The organism is Mycobacterium shinjukuense, assembly GCF_010730055.1.
Classification (GTDB): domain Bacteria; phylum Actinomycetota; class Actinomycetes; order Mycobacteriales; family Mycobacteriaceae; genus Mycobacterium; species Mycobacterium shinjukuense.
Genome location: NZ_AP022575.1, coordinates 3484291 through 3500485 on the forward strand (window position 1 = coordinate 3484291; position 16195 = coordinate 3500485).

The 16195-nt window shown below is 68.8% G+C and carries 12 protein-coding genes; 1 reads left to right on the top strand and 11 read right to left on the bottom strand.

Features of this window, described 5'->3' with window-relative positions; all coding sequences use genetic code 11:
- Positions 1-172: 172 nt before the first annotated feature.
- A complete protein-coding gene (locus G6N20_RS15745; protein ID WP_083045825.1) occupies positions 173-1393 on the top strand; it encodes an alpha/beta hydrolase family protein in 1221 nt (406 codons plus the stop codon).
- On the opposite strand, the gene eccE is transcribed toward G6N20_RS15745, so the two are convergent.
- The 11 genes from eccE to eccA all read right to left on the bottom strand — a co-directional run bounded on the left by eccE (position 1380) and on the right by eccA (position 16081).
- Positions 1380-2333: a type VII secretion protein EccE gene (gene eccE / locus G6N20_RS15750; protein WP_083045708.1), complete on the bottom strand. Its 954-nt coding sequence runs from the start codon at positions 2331-2333 to the stop codon at positions 1380-1382. The two genes, G6N20_RS15745 and eccE, sit on opposite strands and share 14 nt — an antisense overlap.
- Positions 2330-3721: a type VII secretion-associated serine protease mycosin gene (gene mycP, locus G6N20_RS15755; RefSeq protein ID WP_083045709.1), complete on the bottom strand. Its 1392-nt coding sequence runs from the start codon at positions 3719-3721 to the stop codon at positions 2330-2332. The genes eccE and mycP overlap by 4 nt, the downstream gene beginning before the upstream one ends.
- Positions 3718-5127 (bottom strand): type VII secretion integral membrane protein EccD, encoded by a 1410-nt coding sequence (gene eccD, locus G6N20_RS15760; RefSeq protein ID WP_142271797.1) that lies wholly within the window; start codon positions 5125-5127, stop codon positions 3718-3720. The genes mycP and eccD overlap by 4 nt, the downstream gene beginning before the upstream one ends.
- A 63-nt stretch (positions 5128-5190) precedes the next feature.
- Positions 5191-6090: an ESX secretion-associated protein EspG gene (locus G6N20_RS15765; RefSeq protein WP_083045711.1), complete on the bottom strand. Its 900-nt coding sequence runs from the start codon at positions 6088-6090 to the stop codon at positions 5191-5193.
- A gap of 10 nt (positions 6091-6100) precedes the next feature.
- Positions 6101-6391 carry a WXG100 family type VII secretion target gene (locus G6N20_RS15770; RefSeq protein ID WP_083045712.1) on the bottom strand — a complete coding sequence of 97 codons (291 nt, stop codon included), beginning with the start codon at positions 6389-6391 and terminating at the stop codon, positions 6101-6103.
- Between the two features lie 40 nt (positions 6392-6431).
- The gene (esxG, locus tag G6N20_RS15775; protein ID WP_083045713.1) at positions 6432-6725 is read right to left on the bottom strand and encodes a type VII secretion system protein EsxG; all 294 of its coding nucleotides are present in this window, start codon (positions 6723-6725) and stop codon (positions 6432-6434) included.
- 39 nt (positions 6726-6764) lie between these two features.
- Positions 6765-8294, bottom strand: coding sequence for a PPE family protein (locus G6N20_RS15780; RefSeq protein ID WP_083045714.1), 1530 nt, complete (start codon positions 8292-8294; stop codon positions 6765-6767).
- A gap of 5 nt (positions 8295-8299) precedes the next feature.
- The gene (locus G6N20_RS15785; RefSeq protein WP_083045715.1) at positions 8300-8608 is read right to left on the bottom strand and encodes a PE family protein; all 309 of its coding nucleotides are present in this window, start codon (positions 8606-8608) and stop codon (positions 8300-8302) included.
- Between the two features lie 2 nt (positions 8609-8610).
- Positions 8611-12591, bottom strand: a complete 3981-nt coding sequence (eccCa, locus tag G6N20_RS15790) for a type VII secretion protein EccCa (RefSeq protein WP_083045716.1) — start codon at positions 12589-12591, stop codon at positions 8611-8613.
- Complete coding sequence (eccB, locus tag G6N20_RS15795; protein ID WP_083045717.1) at positions 12588-14222, bottom strand: type VII secretion protein EccB; 1635 nt, start codon at positions 14220-14222, stop codon at positions 12588-12590. Before eccB ends, eccCa begins: the two co-directional genes overlap by 4 nt.
- Entirely contained in the window at positions 14219-16081 is a 1863-nt protein-coding gene (gene eccA / locus G6N20_RS15800) for a type VII secretion AAA-ATPase EccA (RefSeq protein WP_083045718.1), read from the bottom strand. Before eccA ends, eccB begins: the two co-directional genes overlap by 4 nt.
- Positions 16082-16195: the final 114 nt, after the last annotated feature.

Genomic DNA, 16195 nt, shown 5'->3' on the forward strand with positions numbered 1-16195 from the left:
CCGTCGCTGGTCGCGCGACATAGACAAACCGTATTACCGATTGGCCGCGCTTGCCCGCGGGGAACGCGGGACGGCGGCAAAAATTGACGACGCTGACGAATCCGCGGGCGGTCGGCCAGCTCGGCGGGATACCATCGGCGTGATGTCTGAGATGTCGGGGGTCCCCGGGGCGATGCCCGAGCAACCGGAAGCCTTCGAGCCGTGGCGGGTCGACCCGATCGATCCGCTGGTGCCCATCCCCGACGTCCCCGGTGCCGACGCCGGCGCCGAGGGGTTGCCCCCGCGTTCCGCGCTGTCGCTTCGCCAGCGCATCGTCGTCGAGTCCTCGGCGATGGGAGATCTCGCGCTGCGCACCGCGGCCGCGTCGCTGCTCTCCACGACGGTGGCGCCGGCCGTCGTCATGCACGCCCTGCGCCGCGCCGGCTCCGGCAGCGAGCGCGACAACCTGAAGTTCTACGCCGAACTGGCCGCCGACCACGATCCGGCGAAGTCGTTTCCGCCGCCGACCGAACTCCCCCGGGTGGTGTCCCGACGGGCCAACGCGCTCGCGGAGTGGCTCGCGCACGGCACCGTCGACAACATCTCCTTCCCCAGTGGGTTCAGGGCGATGAATCCCACCATGCGCACGCAGTGGAGCTCGCTGACCGCCAACAACATCGTGCGCGCGCAGCATTGGCGGCACGACGACGGGCCGCGCCCGACGCTGTGCGTCATCCACGGCTTCATGGGCTCGTCGTATTTAGTCAACGGGTTGTTTTTCTCGCTGCCGTGGTACTACCGATCGGGCTACGACGTGGTGTTGTACACCTTGCCGTTTCACGGGCGTCGAGCCGAAAAGTTCTCGCCGTTCAGCGGATTCGGCTTCTTCGCCAGCGGGTTGAGCGGCTTCGCCGAGTCGATGGCACAGGCGGTGTACGACTTTCGCTCCATCGTGGACTATTTGCGCCACACCGGCGTCGAACGCATCGCGTTGACCGGCATATCGCTGGGTGGCTACACGTCGGCGTTGCTGGCGGCGGTCGAAGACCGGCTCGAGGCCGTCATCCCGAACTGCCCCGTCGTCGTGCCGGCGAAGTTGTTCGACGAATGGTTCCCGGCCAGCGCGCTGGTGCGGGTGGGACTGCACCTGGCCAACATCAGCCGCGAGCAGTTGGACGCCGGACTGGCCTACCACAGCCCGCTGAACTACCGGCCGCTGCTGCCCAGGCATCGTCGGATGATCATCACCGGTCTCGGCGATCGAATGGCCCCACCCGACCATGCCGTGACGTTGTGGCGGCATTGGGATCGCTGCGCGCTGCACTGGTTTCCCGGCAATCACGTCATCCACGTGAGCCAGTTGGATTATCTGCGGCGGATGACCCCGTTCCTGCACGACGTCATGCTCGGCTAACTGCTGTTTGCAGCCGCGTCAGCAGGTCGGCGGGTACCTCGGTGTGCCCGTCGAGTCGTCGGGTGCTCAGCGGATCCAACGCCAACAGCGCCGTCCGGTGACGTCCGTATTGCGGGGTCAGACCGGCCAGTGGCGCGGCGTTCCCGGGCTGGGTATCGGTCCGCAACGCGCATCCGGCGGCGATGGTGTACCGAGTTCCCGCGGCGCCGGCGATCTCCAATGCCGTCCAGGTCTCGCGCGCCGGATACGACCGGATCGCATCCAGGGTTTCCGGTAACGCCTCATCCACCCGGACTTGGTAGGCCGCAACATGATCCGAGTCGCTGTGGCGCAACCCGCGCCACGTCTCGCGCGATTCCGGGGAGTCGTCCGCCAGTACCCGGGGCAGTTCGGCGGGGTCGACCGTGCTGGCGTCCCACCCGATTTCGCGCAGATGGTCGGCAAGTCGGCGCGCCGCGACCTCGGCGGTCTCGGGCAACGGAAGCCGTGCCGAACGGGCCCGCAGCGCCGCCAGGTTGTCGGTGGCGTCCACCGTCAAGCCGATCCACGTCTGCCGTTCCCCGGTTGCGCTGTCGCGGCGGGTGATTCGGATCGAATCCGCGCGGATGCCATAGCGATTCAGATACCCGGCGATGAGCGGCAGCGGCAGGGAGTCCGGCGCCGACGACCCCATCCGCAGCAGTGCCGTGGTGCGGGTGACGGATCCCGGCTGGGGACCCCTGCCGCGGCGGATCATCGCCAACCGGCGACGCAGGATCGTGGTGAAGTGCAGTCCGCGCCACCAGCCGAAGAGCGCGATCACGACGATGACGGCGATGCCGAGCAGCCAGTAGTCACGCGGCGACCGCCAGGGGTAGGCCATGATCGCGGGCACCACCGCCAACGATGCCAGGGTGATCCGACCGCTCCCTGGCCACGGGATTGCCCGGTTTCGGCTCACGGTGCGGGCTCCTTTCTACGGCGCGCCATCGCGACGGCGGCCGCCGCGATCGCGACCAGCAGGGCCAGGGCGGCGGCCCCGGCGAAGGCGACGTTTCGTGGGGTGGGGTCCTTCGGCGCCGGTGCCGGGGGCACGGCCACCGGCCTTGCCGGTGCCACCCGGTTTTCGGAAGCGGGCAGTTCCCAGGTCAGGGCCGCCACCGGGTCCAGGCTTCCGGCGCCGACGACGTTGGACGGTTCCCGGGCGCCGTTGTGCGCGGTGGCGGTGATGCGGTGCACCACCTGCGGCGCGGTCAGGCCCGGAAACTTCCCGCGGACCAAGGCCGCGACCCCGGAGACGTAGCCGGCCGCGTAGCTGGTGCCGTTGAGGGCGACCAGCTGTTGGTGGTCGTCGGGTAGGCCATTGGCCAGCGCGCCGTCGTCGGCGTTGCTCACCGACGCGATGTTCTCGCCGGGCGCCGCGATGCCCACCCACGGGCCGGCCATGGTGAATGTCGACGGTTGCCCATCGGGTGTCAGCGAAGCCACCGACAGCACGTAGGGCTGCCACCACGACGGGATGGAGACCGACCTGACCTCCGCCCAGTTGCGCGGATCGTCGGGCCTGCTCAGGTCGGTCAGCGGATTGGACTCGCAGGACGTTCCGCCGGCCACCGATCCCGCCGATCCGCGGTTGCCGGCCGCGGCCACGATCACCGCATCCTTGTCCACCGCCGCATACCGGATCGCCGCGCCGAGCTCGGCCTGCTCGACCATCCGATCGGCGGGCAGGCAGATGATCGCGGAGATGTTGATCACCCGGGCGCCCAGATCGGCCGCGTGGACGACCGCGCGGCCCAGCGCCGCGAGGTCCACCGACGCGCGCGCCAGCGTCGGATCGCCACCGGTGCTGCGCGGGGAGAACTTGGCCGACGTCACCCTGATGGACAGCACCCGCGCGGCCGGGGCGACCCCGGAGAAGCCGTCGTCACCGGGCTGGCCGGCGATGATCCCGGCGACCAGCGTGCCATGCCCATCGCAGTCGGTCAGGCCGTCGGTGCTGTCCACGAAGTCACCGCCGGGCGCGACGTTGGGCAGCCGCGGGCCCGGCCGGACCCCGGTGTCGATGACCGCCACCAGTTGACCGTCGCCTCGGGAAAACTGCCACGCGGTGGGAAGATTCAGCATCGCCTGGCTGGGTGTCGGCACGCCGGGGTCGGTCCCCGGAATGACTCCGGCGATGCTGCAGGGGCCGCGTTGCTCCATCGGTTGCACCGGTCCCGGGGCACCGTTCGGCGGTTGCGCGGCGGCGTCGACCACCGGCGGGCCGATCGCCAGCGCCGGCGGACAGCCGCTCATCACCAACGCCAGGGCCGCCGTGCAGCAACCCAATCCGGCCGCACGCATCATCGATTGAGCACCCAGCCGAACAATCCGACCAGATAGGCCATGACGGGGATCAGCGACGCGTCCAGGCCCGCGGCGACGAAGCCCAGCAGCCGGCGCAGCGGCAGCGAATAGCTTTCCGGAGCGGCGATACCAGGATTCAGCGCAACCACGATCCACGCCAGCGCGAGCACGGTGAGCACCAGCACCGCGCCGAAGGCGGCGAGGTAGCGCCCGGTCGCGGCGTAGCAGACCAGCAACGTCCCGGCGACCAGATACGGCTGCGCGAGCAGCCACGCCTTGCAGGCCGCCGAATCCCACACCCTCGCGCGCAGCGTGGCGGCGGCCGCGGTGGCCGCCACCACGTACCAGCCCACCCCACCGAGGGCCTCGGGTCGCACCGCGATGGCCACCGAGCCCAGGACACTAAGGAGCACGGCGGCCGCGATGAAACCGGTTTGGTGCGCGTCGCTGACACGCACCCGCCGCGGCAGGTCGGCGAGCACCCGCAACGACGGCGCCGACGGGGTGGGGTCCCCCGGGGCCGGGATGACCGGCAAGGGGAACCGTGCGCACAGCGCCGACAGCGCCGGCGCCGCGATGGTGACCAGCAGCGCCGCCACGATCAGCCCGCAGCCGATGCTCAGCATCGGCAACGGCCACAGCAGTTCAGCTCCGGCCGCCAGCACGACGCCGGCCCCGATCACGGCCACCGCGGTGAACGACGCCACCACACGTTCCCGCTCGGCGCTGGGCAGCATCAGGGTGATCAGCGACCACGTACTGACGCCCGCGGCCGCCAGCAGCAGCTGCGCCGCTCCGAAGCTGCCGGGCACCGCCAGCGCCAACGCGGCGCCGATCGGCGCCAGCGCGGTGATCGATAGCGCGCTGCCCGTGCGCGGAAAGCGGGTGGTGACAAGCAAGCCGGCCACGGCCAGGGCCGCCGCGATCCCACCGACCGCAAGCAGCCCGGCCAGCGCACCGGTGCCGACCCGGTAGCTCACCGACCAACCGGTTGCCGCCACGGCCACACCGATCACCGCGGCCAGCGCGCCGCGCCGGATATGCGTGCTGCCCCAAGGATTGCGCCGCGAGCTGGAGAAGATCATCGCGGCGTCGGCGATGTCTTCGACGATGCCCGGCGCGGCCGGACCGGCAGGCACCGGCTGCAACGCGAGCAGATCACCGTCGACGACTCCCACGGTGTCCAGGCTGGCGTCCAGACTGAACGGTGCCCCCCCGATGGGGGCCAGGCTCAGGTGGGCGGGCACATCGGTGTCGGCTTCCCCGTTTTGCTCCGACGGAGCCACCAATCGCTGCACCGCGGGCAGGATTTCGCGCAGGGGCAGCTCGGCGGGCAGGGCCAGCTCCGTCAACCGGCTGTCCGCCAGAATGGCGACGCGGACGATCGGCATGACGGTGCCGGACATCACTGGTCCCGCCGAACGCGTTGGGGCCGTTGCTCAGACATCGTGCTCTCTTTCTTGTTCTGGTTAGCTGAGTTGTGCCGAGAAGTCTCGGGACAGCCGGTGGCCGGGGAACCATTGGCCGTCGGGCAACCACGCGGTCAGCCGTTCGATCGCCACCGCGATCGCAAAGGCTGTCCCGGGGCTGAAGGTCGAGACCCATTCGCCGTCGAAGGCTCGGGACGGACTGACCAGCACACGGCCCGCCGTGGTGTCGACAATGCTCACACCGACCTCGGTGGTGCTGTGCTGGCCGTCGCGGTTGCAGCCGGCGACGATCTCGACGTAGCTGCGCGGTCCGGAGAACACCGACTCCACCACCGGCCGCGCCGATGCCGGAATGCCCAGGTAGTCAAGGACTTCCCCGAGCGGCGTGCCGGACCGCAGGCGTTCGTCGGCGCGGGCGCCGACGCGCATCGGCATGCTGAACTCCTCGAACCGGGCCGGCGACCGGTGCGCCAGCCCAACGTCCAGGACGGGAACCAGCGACCGGGGGTCGTCGATGTTCATCGCGGTGAAAGTGACCAACTGCGCGCTGCGCAGCGCAACGACGGTGTTGGCGACTTGGGAGCCGGTGCCACCGACCCCGGCGCGCTGCGCGACGATGCCGCGCAACACGTCGCAGTCGCCGTTGGCGGAGGCGGGGCCCACGTAGCGCAGGTCGAGCCACCGGTCCGGGAAGCACACCAGTTTGATCCAGGCGGCGACCGCGGCATTCACCGTCCCGGCCTTGGGGCCGTCCGGCTCCACCAGACCCATCCGGGTCAGTTCCTGCTTCTGACGGTCCAGGAACGCGGCATGCTGCGCGGCGTCGCGGTAGGGCGTGGTGATCGCCAGCACCCACGGAAAGCTGCCCGCCCCAACGGTTTCGGCAATAAACCACGCGTTCTCGACCGTCAGCTCGACGGCATTGGGTTCAGCATCCATGTGATCGCGGTCAGCCGCCCCACTTCGCGGCTTCGGCCTGGTCGCGGGCCATCATGGCCATGGTGTTGGCTTCGTGGGTACCGGCCATCGACTGATAGGCCCGCACCAGGTCGTCCATGGCTTGGTTCCACTGCGCCTGCCACGCCTGATACGTCATCCCGGTATCGCCCTGCCAGGCGTTGGACAACGCGGCCTGCTCGGCGGCGATGTCGGCACCCAGCCCCTGCATCGTTCCGGCGTAGCTCGCCATGTCCCCGGCATGCGCCACCATCGCCGGGTAGTTGTACATGATCTGCGACATCACAAGTCCTTTCGGTAGCAGCTCGGTTGCAACGCTTTGATCAAAACGCGGTATAGCTCGACGCCGCCGCGGAATCGGCGGCCACGTACGTCCCGGCGGCTTCACCCAGGTTCGCCTGGGCGATGTCCAACAAGGTGTTGATCCTGGCCGCTACCTCCACGAACCGGGCATGGGCGGCCTGAAACGCCGCGGCGGACTCGCCCTGGTGAAACGACTGAGCCGACATCGCCGCCTGCTCGGCCTGGGCAATCGTGTGGCGCATCAGCCCCGCCTTGGCGGCGAACGCCGACTGCGAGGCCACCAATTGCGGAATATGCGCGTCTAATAGGCTCATGGCTTCTCCTTTCGACCCTTTCGGCCTTCTCGATTTCGGTTACTCGCTGTCTCGCTGAAAACCGTTGTCGCCCCCTTTCGCCGCGCCTCGGTCCCAGGTTCCCGGCACCATGGGCATCCGTGGGCCGCCGCCAAATTCGTCGCCGGCCAACGCGGTCAACCCCGCTGCTTGCAGCACGGTCACGGTACGCATGGTCCCGGCGAACCCGAGCGTTCCGGCCCCGTGATCGGAGGCCTGCGCCCCGTAGTCCGGGTCGACACTGGAATCCATCTCCAAGAACTCGTCGCCGTAGTCGCGCAGTTCGGCCCGCCGGCGCCGCTTGGCGCGCGTCGCCGCCCGGCTGGCCGCCGCCGCGCCGGCCGCCGGGATGGTCGCCGCCGGTGCCTTGAGTCCGCCACGACCACCCACCGTCGGGCCCACGCTCGGCCCCCAATCACCGCCGCCGCCAACCACATACGGCAGGGTCGCCGTTGCCGAGGCGACCGGGGCCGGCGCGGCGCCGGCGCCAGCACCCGCACCCGCACCCGCTGCCGGAGCCCCGGCGGTGCCGGTCACCGTGGACGACGTCAGGCCGGCGGCCGGCCACCCGGACTGGGCTACCGTCGCGGCCGCGAAGACCGGCGCGGTGGCCGCCGGAATCAGAACCGGCGCAATCTGCGTCGGCAGCAACGCTAGTGCGCCCAGGCCCAGGCTGAGCCCGACCGGCAACAGGAACGGGGAGCTCAGCACCATGCCCCAGGTCGGCCAACCGACGATGTTGAAGAAGACCTGATAGCCCAGGGCGAACAGCAGCGGGCCGTACGTGATCAGTGCCTGTATCGGATTCGTCAGAAAGGCGATGATGATCTTTATCGAGTTTCCGATGGGATCCTGCAGGAACTCGAAGATGAGCTGAAACATCCACGAATAGAAGCCCGTATAGGCGTTCCACAGCTGCACCAGCAGTTGCCACAGCCACTGCCAGGGATCGGCCGCCACGGCACCCTCGGCGGCCGGCAGGGCGGCGTTGGCTGCGGCGCCGACGGTTTCGCCCGGTGTGACCACCGTCGGCGCCGGGGTGGTGCGTGGCGCCGTTGCCAGCGCCGTGCCCGAGACCGCCTGATAGACGCCCATGGTGGTGGCGGCCTGGATCCACATGCGCACGTAGTCAGCCTCGTTGAGCGCGATCGGAATCGTGTTGATCCCAAAGAAATTCGTCGCCACCAACACCCCATGCATGACATGATTGGCCGTCAGCTCCGCCAACGTCGGCATGGCCACCAGCGCGGCGTTATAAGCCGCCGCGGCCGCCTCGTGCTGGGCCGCCACCCCCGCGGCATCGACGCTCGCCTGCGTCAGCCATGCGACATACGGCGCATGCGCGGCCCCGTAGCGCAGCGCGCTCGGCCCCTGCCATGCCCCCGCCTGAACAGCCCCGACAAGCCCACCGAGTTCTGTCGCCGCGGCAGCATATTCGGCGCTGAGAGCGTTCCAGGCCGCGGCGGCCGCCAGCAGCGGGCCGGGACCGGGACCACTGCTCAGCAACGCCGAATGCACCTCCGGCGGCGAAGCAATCCAGATGGGCGCCATCGCTGTCAGCCGGCGGCGATCCCATACGTCGCGGCGGCGGCCGCATCACCGGCGAGATAACTGACGCCGGATTCGCCCACACCAACACCGGCGCGCCCCAGCTCTTCTACACCTTGGGCGGCGATGACGGCATGCTCCTGACCCTGGGCGCTGAACCCCGCCGCGGTCTGCAGCGACACCGGATCCGCTGCCGGCGGCACCACCGCGGTAATCAACGGGGCCGCTTCGGCATGCGCGGCCGCCAACCGCGCCGTGAGCGCCTCCACCGCGGCGCTGGCCGCGGCCAATCCTTCGGGCACCACTCGCAACGTCATGACTAACTCCCCTTCTGTTGGGTTTCACCGAACATCGCGGCCGCGTCGGCCAGCGGGTTGACCAACTGCACGTAGGTCGGGTTGTCGGCCAACAGGATCGCCCGTCCGGCCGGCAACCGGGCAAATCGTTGACCCCGGATCTTGCCGCTGTCGGCCGGATTGCCGGCCAACATCAGCGTGGTCGCTTGTAGATCATTGAACCGGCGCAGCAAGGGGTTGGTCATCAGGGCATGCGCCGATCCGGACGCGCGCGCGGTGACGATCACCCGCAGCCCCAGGTCGCCGGCCTGCGCGAGCAGGCCCAGCAGCGGGGTCCAGGGTCGCTGCCCGATGTAGGGTCCGGTCATCGCCGCCGAATCCGGTATCTGGTCGACGTCGTCGATGATCAGGTAGTGGGTGTGGCCGTGATAGGTCCAGCGGGACAGCTCGGCGGCGGACATGCCCGCCGGCGGCCGCCGCGACTCGATAAGGTTGGCCAGCCCGAGCATCGCCGGAATGATCCGGTCGATGTTGGCGGTGTATTCGTTGTCGGGGAACAGCGGCTCGTCGACCAAATGTAACCGCCGATCCAGCACGGTGAACGCCACCCGATCGGCGCTCGAGTGCTCGCGGATGGTGCGGATGATGTGGCGCAGCAGGGTCGTCTTTCCCGACTTGCTGTCACCGAACACCATCAGCAGCGGGTTCTCGACGAAGTCCAGCACCACCGCCGCCAGGTCCTCTTCGCGTTGGCCGATGACCACCCGATCCGGGCCCCGATACGGCGCGCCGAGGGCTTCGGGCGCGAGGTTGGTCGGCAGCAAACGCACCGGTGGCGCGGCCATGCCCGGGTAGCGGGCGTTCAGCGCGGGTACTGTGTTTGTTTCCGCGTCCAACGCGGGGCTCGCGAACAGGAAATGCTCCGCGGCCATGGTCAACCCGCGGCCCGGCTGGTCATGCGGGACGGCGTCGGCGGGCCGGCGCAGCGCGCCCACCACTCGCACGTTGCTGTCGCGTGGGTCGTGCAGTTTGAGTTCCAGGCGCAGCCCCAGCCCGTCGCGCATCGCCAGCGGCACCTCCAGCCAGCTCGGCGTGCTGATGATCACGTGAATGCCGTATGCCAGGCCCACGTTGACCAGTTCAGTCACCTTGGCCAGCAATGGATTACGGGTGTTGAATGGGTCGGTGTTGTCGCGGCCGAAGGCATACAGGTTGTCGATGACCAGGAACACCTCACCGAACCCGTCGTCGGCGACGGCGCCGTCGCCCCCGCGGTCGCGGAACAGCTCGCGCTGCTGCCGAGACAGCAACAGCTGTTCCAGCTCGCCGAAGGTGCGACGGATGCGCTCGGGTTCCAGCGCTGAGGCGACGCTGCCGACGTGCGCCAGATCCTGGAGCGCCCGCAGTTGCCCGCCGCCGTAGTCCAGGCAGTAGAACGTGACGTCGCGCGGCGAGTGCAGGCTGGCCGCCGACAGGATGAAGGTCTGCAGCGCAGTGGATTTGCCGGACTTGGGGCCGCCGTGGATCACCATGTTCCCAGCCGACGACGTGGCGTCGAACACCAACGGATCGCGGCGCATCTCGAACGGCTTGTCGATCTCACCGAGCGGCCAGCGCCACTGCCGTGGTGAGACCCCGGCACGGGCCAGCAGTGCGCTCAACGGGATCGGTTCGTCCAGCGGCGGCAGCCACAACTGCGGTGCCCGCGGCCCATAACGGGCCAACTGTTCGCCGATGGTTGCGATGAGCTTGCGCGGCGGGCCGGTCGGTTCCTCCTCGTCAGCGCCGGAGATCACCGTGCCCGGATCCGCCGCCACCGCACCGGCCGTGAACAGCTTTGGCTCCGGAACAGATTGCACCACAAGGGTCTTGGCCATCTGTGGGGGCTCGTAGATACCGTCGACGTAGGTGCTGCGGAACTTGATCGGGGTGGCACCCGGCGCGGGCACCAAGAAGCCGACGCCCTTATATTCTTTGCCCGATTCGATGTGGTAGGCGTCCTCCACGCCAATGATCTGACGAGAAACGCTGGGGCTGGCCACTTTCAGCCCGATCCGATAGGAGGTGTTCTTGTCGATGTCTTTGATCTTGCCGACATCGAGTGTCTGGGACGCGAACAGGATGTGGATGCGGAACGAGCGGCCCTTGCGGGCCACGTAGTCGAACAGCTCGGCGTATTCCGGGTGATCGGCCAGCATCAAGGTGAACTCGTCGGCCACCACGAACAGCGTTGGGATAGGGGGTAAATCGTGCCCGGCGGCGATGGCGTTCTCGTACTCGAGCACCGAATTGAACGCGCTGCCCTGCACCTGGCGACCGGCCTCACGCAGCAGTATCTCGCGCCGGGCCACCTCGCCACGCAGGGTGTCGGCGAACCGGTCGGCCAGCGACTTCTTCTCCGCCATGTTCGAGATGACCGCGACCACCTGCGGGAAATCGCGGAAACTGTCGGCGCCGGCCTCGCCCTTGAAGTCGGCGTAGATGACGATCAGCCGATCCGCGGAATGGGTGGTCAACAGCGACAACAGAATCGACATCAGGGTCTGCGACTTCCCGGAACCGGTCATGCCGATCATCAGGCCGTGCGGGCCCATCCCACCCTCGGCCTCGTCCTTGAGGTCGAACATCAGCGGCTCGCCGGTAGCGGTGACGCCGATCGGAACGCGCAACTCGTCCTCGCGACGTCGCGGCGCCCACAGCGCAGGCACATCCAGTCGGGAGGCGTCGGTGATTCCCAGCAGGGTGGTAAAGCTCGCGCCGCGGGTGGCCGCCGAGCGCAGCCCGGTGTGTGTCGGGTTGGAGTCCCATCGCGACAGCCGGCGGGCCAGGTGGGAGGCCTCGTCGGCGCCGTAGTGGTCGGCGACGTCGATGTAGGACTGCCAGCCGCCGGTTTGCCAGCGTTGAATGGCACCGTCCACGATACGCAGGATCGGCCGTTCGGGATCCGAATACTGTTCGCGGTGCGGCGGTGTGGCCGAGCAATGCACCACGGTGACCCCCGCGCGACCCACCGCCAGCGTCGAGGCTTTCAGGTCGTAGTCCGGGTCGTCGACAACGATCAGCAAGTGCCGCAACGCACCTGACGACTCACCGATGAACGCCGGGCGGTCGGCCAGCGCCGGGCCGAGCAGCTCGACCAGCTCGTCGGCGTCGGTTGACAGGTAGCGGGCCGGGCCAACCCCGTCGACCTGGCCGGGAATGTCGACGTGCGGCAACCACTTCAGCCAGGACCAGTCGGAGCTTTCCAGGTCTGGCCCCGCCATCGCCACCCCCAGTACCGTGGGGTCGTGCCAGGTCACCGCCTGGGCGATCCAGGCGCGGATCGCCGCGCGCACCTCTGGGACCTCCCCAAGAACCGTGATCAGCGAAACCTTGGCGAGATCGATTCCGGTCGGCACGTCCCGGACCGTGCGCTGGGTGTCGAGCAGGCTGCGTAATGCACTGTGCGACACCGGTTCCAGGTCGATCTCGTCGGCGGTGTCGTTGACCCGCACGGCGGTGGCCAGGGGTGCGCAGTGCCGGCCGGCGCGGACCACCAGGAAGTCGGGGTCGTGCGGGTCACGCTCCCACTGGCGACGGGAGCCGGGGACGGCCGCCAGCGCATCCGGTTCCGGGTGAGACCATTGCGCGGCCGCGCGCTGCTCGGCGGCCTGAACCCGGATGTTGTCCCGCACCACCGACAGGTAACGCAGATAGTCGGCCCGTTCGGCGTCGACCTCCTCGGTGCGCATCTTGTTGTCGTTGCCGCGGTAGAGCGCGGTGGCCGCCAGCAACAGCACGAACGGGAAGAACAGCGTCTGTGGGGAGATCACCCGCATCCCGGTGGCGACCAGCGCGACGATCATGCCGACGATGAGGATCCCGATCAGATAGGGCAGCGCGCGCCGTAGCAGCGACGGCGGGATCACCCGGGGCAGCTCGGGTGGCGCCTCGATGGTAATCGTGCCCTTGCGAGTGCTCGGTGGCGCCAGCCGGCGGCGGGCCTCGAAGATCAGCCTGCTCATCGGGGTTCCCCCCGCACGGACACCGCACGACCGGGCCTGCTGTCGGGCGGCAGGCTGTCATGGGCCAGCAGCGCGTCGGCCCGCGATAGCGTCGGACCGGCCGCGAACAGCGTGAGCATCGACCAGGGAATGGGCACCGCGGGCTCGTTTAGGCCAAGGGCAGCAACCGTTTTGCCGCGCCCTGTGGTTCCGATATCGCCCGCCACCTCACTCGTTTCGGTGTCGATGCCGTAACGGACCCCGGTGTCGGAAACCCAGAACAACGACCCGGTGGCCGGTGCCGTGGCGCCGCCGCCGACGCTCTGGACGAAATAGCCGGTGCCCGGCGCCAGCGCGACTCGGCTGGCCCCGCCCCCTTGACCCGCGCCGACCAGCTCGACGGTGCGCACGGTCACCGGCGGCTCCGAGCCGGCCAACAGGGTCAGTGAGCTGGTGGCCGCACCCGCTGGTTTGCTCCAGTGGGCGCAGATGACCGGGTTGCCGGCCATGTCGACGAGGCTGACCGGCTGGCTGGGATAGCGGGCGGTGTCCAGCATTCTCGATACCGGCAGCCTGGCGACCTCGTCGGCGCCCAACCGCGGTGGCTGTTGCAGGCCATAGGAATTGGTGTTGCGCAGGATCGCAGCCAGCACCGGCGAGATCGGCTGCAGACCGTCCGGCAGCACCGCGTAATAGGTGTCGGATGGCGTGGTGTCCAGGGAGTACGCGGTGACGACCGCCCCGATCGGTGCCGGCACTGCGAAGTTTGCCGGGCTGCCGGCATCGGGGATCACCGGCGCGGTCAGCGGCGGCGCTTCGGGAATGGCGTTGAAGAGCCCGGAGGCGACGGGTCGCGGCGCGGGTATGGCCGGGTCACTCAGGCCCAGGCCCAGCGCGTTGGTGATCGCGTGGTCCGCCAGGTCGATTCGGCTGCGTTTGCCGTCCCACAGCAGCCAGGTGCCGGCGCCGCTGTCAACCAGAATCACCTGCCCGGCGGGCAACGGGCCCGCCCGGGTGCCCTCGCTGTCCGGCCGGCCGGCGATCACCGTGACGCCCATGCTATGGACGGCGCGCCCGGCTGGCCCACCGATCGTGTCACACACCGTCCAGTCGGCATTGCGGGAGTTGTTTTGCACCATCCGCTCCGGCGCGCCCGGAATTCCGATCAGGTTTCCACGCGGAAATCGGTCTAGCTCAGCGCTTTTGACCGTCGTAGGGTTGAGGGGCCGACCGACGATGAGCCGGGCCGAGGTCAGGTTGAGCACGGGGTGCAGCTCGTCGCCGACCCGCACATACAGCGCGGCGGTGGACCGATCGGCAAGGATCTGATTGCTGGCCGCCTGGGTGTTGGGCCGGATCAGTGAGAAGACGAAGCAGCCGATCAATCCGGTGATCAACAGGAGGACGCCCATCAGCACCGCACGCGACTGGGTGCGCAACGGGTCCACCAGCATCCGGGTGTCGTGCAAGGCGATACCGGAGGCGATCCGGCGCATCACGAACCGCCAACCGGTCACCTGGTGGCGGGTGACAAAGCCGCGCCGGTAGACCACCTTGTCGGGGTTCTCGTTGACCGGGGTTCGGGACGAGAAGGAGCGCCGGGCCGCTTCCCTTTCGGGGTCCCATTCACGGTCCGGCTCGCGTCTGCTCATGCCGGCACCGACAGTCCGAGCCCGCGCAGCAGCGGCTCCACCGATTTACGCACGTCGTCGGCCGTAATCGTCATCAACTCCTCGTCGCTGAACTCGCCGGTTCCGGCGTGTTCGGAATGGTCCAGCCGGAATTCACGTTCCTCCTCGGAGCGTTCCACGATGTTGCGGACGAACCGGCCGTTGCCCGCGATGTCGAGGCTTCGTCGCGAGATGCCGTTGGTGTCGGGTGTGGACTCCGTGGCCAACTTGGCGAACAACGCCTCCAAATCGTCGAGCGCGGCCTGTTCGAACACGCTGTCGCGCTGCTCGGCCATCTTGTGGGCGATCTCCACCAGCTCATGCGACGTGTAGGAGGGAAAGTCGATGTTGCGGGTGAAGCGCGACCGAAGTCCCTCGTTGGTGTCCAGGAATTTGTCCAGGTCGGCGCGATAGCCGGCGATGATGACCACCAGGCGGTCGCGGTCGTTTTCCATGCGGGCCAACAGGGTGTCGATGGCCACCAAGCCGAAGTCGTTCTTGGCGCCGGTGGCCACCAGGGCGTAGGCCTCGTCGAGGAACAGCACCCCGTCCAGTGCGCTGTCGATGATCGCGTTGGTCTTCGCCTCGGTTTCGCCGATGTGCTGGCCGATGAGATCGGCGCGATGTACCTCTCGGATGTTCTCCCGCTTCAACAAGCCCAGGCCGCAATAGATCTTGGCGACCACCCGGGCGATGGTGGTCTTGCCGGTCCCCGGTGGTCCGGCGAAGACCAAGTGGTGGGTGCGCTGCGCCACGGTGAGCCCACGCTGCTTGCGGACCAGTTCCATGGCCACCGAACTTTTCAGCCGCGACACCTGGTTTTTGACCTCGTCGAGGCCGATGAATTCGGCGAGCTGGAGTTCGGCCTCGTGCAGCAGCGCGGCCTTGCGTTCGTGGGCCGCGGGGTCGACGAAGTCGTCCGCGCCGGGCTCGGTTGCGGGATCCCACGGATCGGTGCGGGCCTCGATCCGAGCCGCCGTCGTGGTCACGATCCCGAAACTGGGATCGGATAGGGCCTGTTCGATTTGCTCGTTCTCCGGGTGGGCCGCGTACAACTCCTGCAGCACTTCACTGGCCGACTCCTCGTCGACGTGCGCCCGCAGCACCAGCGCCTTGGCCAGCGCCCCATCGACCGCCGCCACGGCCACCGGGCCGTCGGGTTCCTCGAGGTACGACAAGGCCGGAGCAAACATGCCGAGCCGGGCCAGCGCGGTACCCAGGGTGATCTTGGCCGCGTGCGCGAAGGCCTCGTCGAGATCCGGGTCGTTGACGATCGGGGTCAGCAGCTTGACGACATCCGACCAGCGCTCGGCGCGGTAGTTGAGGACGACGGCGACCCAGCGGGCTTCGCGCCAGCTCGGGCGGCGCTCGGTGATGCCGGCAACGATGTGGTTGGCGTTGGCGAATTCGCCGGGCCCCCCTGTTGCGGCCAGCGCCGCCGCATACGCGAGCTGGAAATCGTCCGGGCCGGTGGCGCGAAACCGCAAGTACAGGCCGGTGTCGTAGAGGAAGCCCAACGCCCCGGGCGCCAGCTCCACCTGACGTTGCAGCATGCCCGCGGTGGCCGCGGTGCGCCAGATCGCTTCCAGCACCCCGATGGATTGGTCGCCGGCGGCGGCCAAGCCGGTCCACGCATCGCACTGGTCGTGGGCGATGCGGGTGAGAGCGGCGAATCCCGACCGCGCGGCGGTCAGGTCCGCCGGACGTTGCCGCTGGTAAACCGCGATGCCCAGCGCCCGACAGCAGGTGGCGAACCGGCTGATGACGTCGGCGTCCACCTTGCCGTTCACCCGGGACCCGACCGGCTGGGCCGTAAGCATGCTGATATCCCCGCGTTCCACGCCCGCGCCGTCTCCTGCACTCATTTGCTGATTGCGCCCAAAACTAGCCCCGAAGTTAGCATTGCATAAGCTAACTGTCGAGACGGCCGAGCCCGTTCGATGCGCCGCTTCGCT

Excerpts from the sequence above, each read along its gene's own strand:
- G6N20_RS15745 (WP_083045825.1), top strand. The coding sequence starts at position 173 with ATGCCCGAGCAACCGGAAGCCTTCGAGCCGTGGCGGGTCGACCCGATC.
- mycP (WP_083045709.1), bottom strand. The coding sequence starts at position 3,721 with ATGATGCGTGCGGCCGGATTGGGTTGCTGCACGGCGGCCCTGGCGTTG.
- eccD (WP_142271797.1), bottom strand. The coding sequence starts at position 5,127 with ATGTCCGGCACCGTCATGCCGATCGTCCGCGTCGCCATTCTGGCGGAC.
- G6N20_RS15765 (WP_083045711.1), bottom strand. The coding sequence starts at position 6,090 with ATGGATGCTGAACCCAATGCCGTCGAGCTGACGGTCGAGAACGCGTGG.
- G6N20_RS15770 (WP_083045712.1), bottom strand. The coding sequence starts at position 6,391 with ATGTCGCAGATCATGTACAACTACCCGGCGATGGTGGCGCATGCCGGG.
- esxG (WP_083045713.1), bottom strand. The coding sequence starts at position 6,725 with ATGAGCCTATTAGACGCGCATATTCCGCAATTGGTGGCCTCGCAGTCG.
- G6N20_RS15780 (WP_083045714.1), bottom strand. The coding sequence starts at position 8,294 with ATGGCGCCCATCTGGATTGCTTCGCCGCCGGAGGTGCATTCGGCGTTG.
- G6N20_RS15785 (WP_083045715.1), bottom strand. The coding sequence starts at position 8,608 with ATGACGTTGCGAGTGGTGCCCGAAGGATTGGCCGCGGCCAGCGCCGCG.
- eccCa (WP_083045716.1), bottom strand. The coding sequence starts at position 12,591 with ATGAGCAGGCTGATCTTCGAGGCCCGCCGCCGGCTGGCGCCACCGAGC.
- eccB (WP_083045717.1), bottom strand. The coding sequence starts at position 14,222 with ATGAGCAGACGCGAGCCGGACCGTGAATGGGACCCCGAAAGGGAAGCG.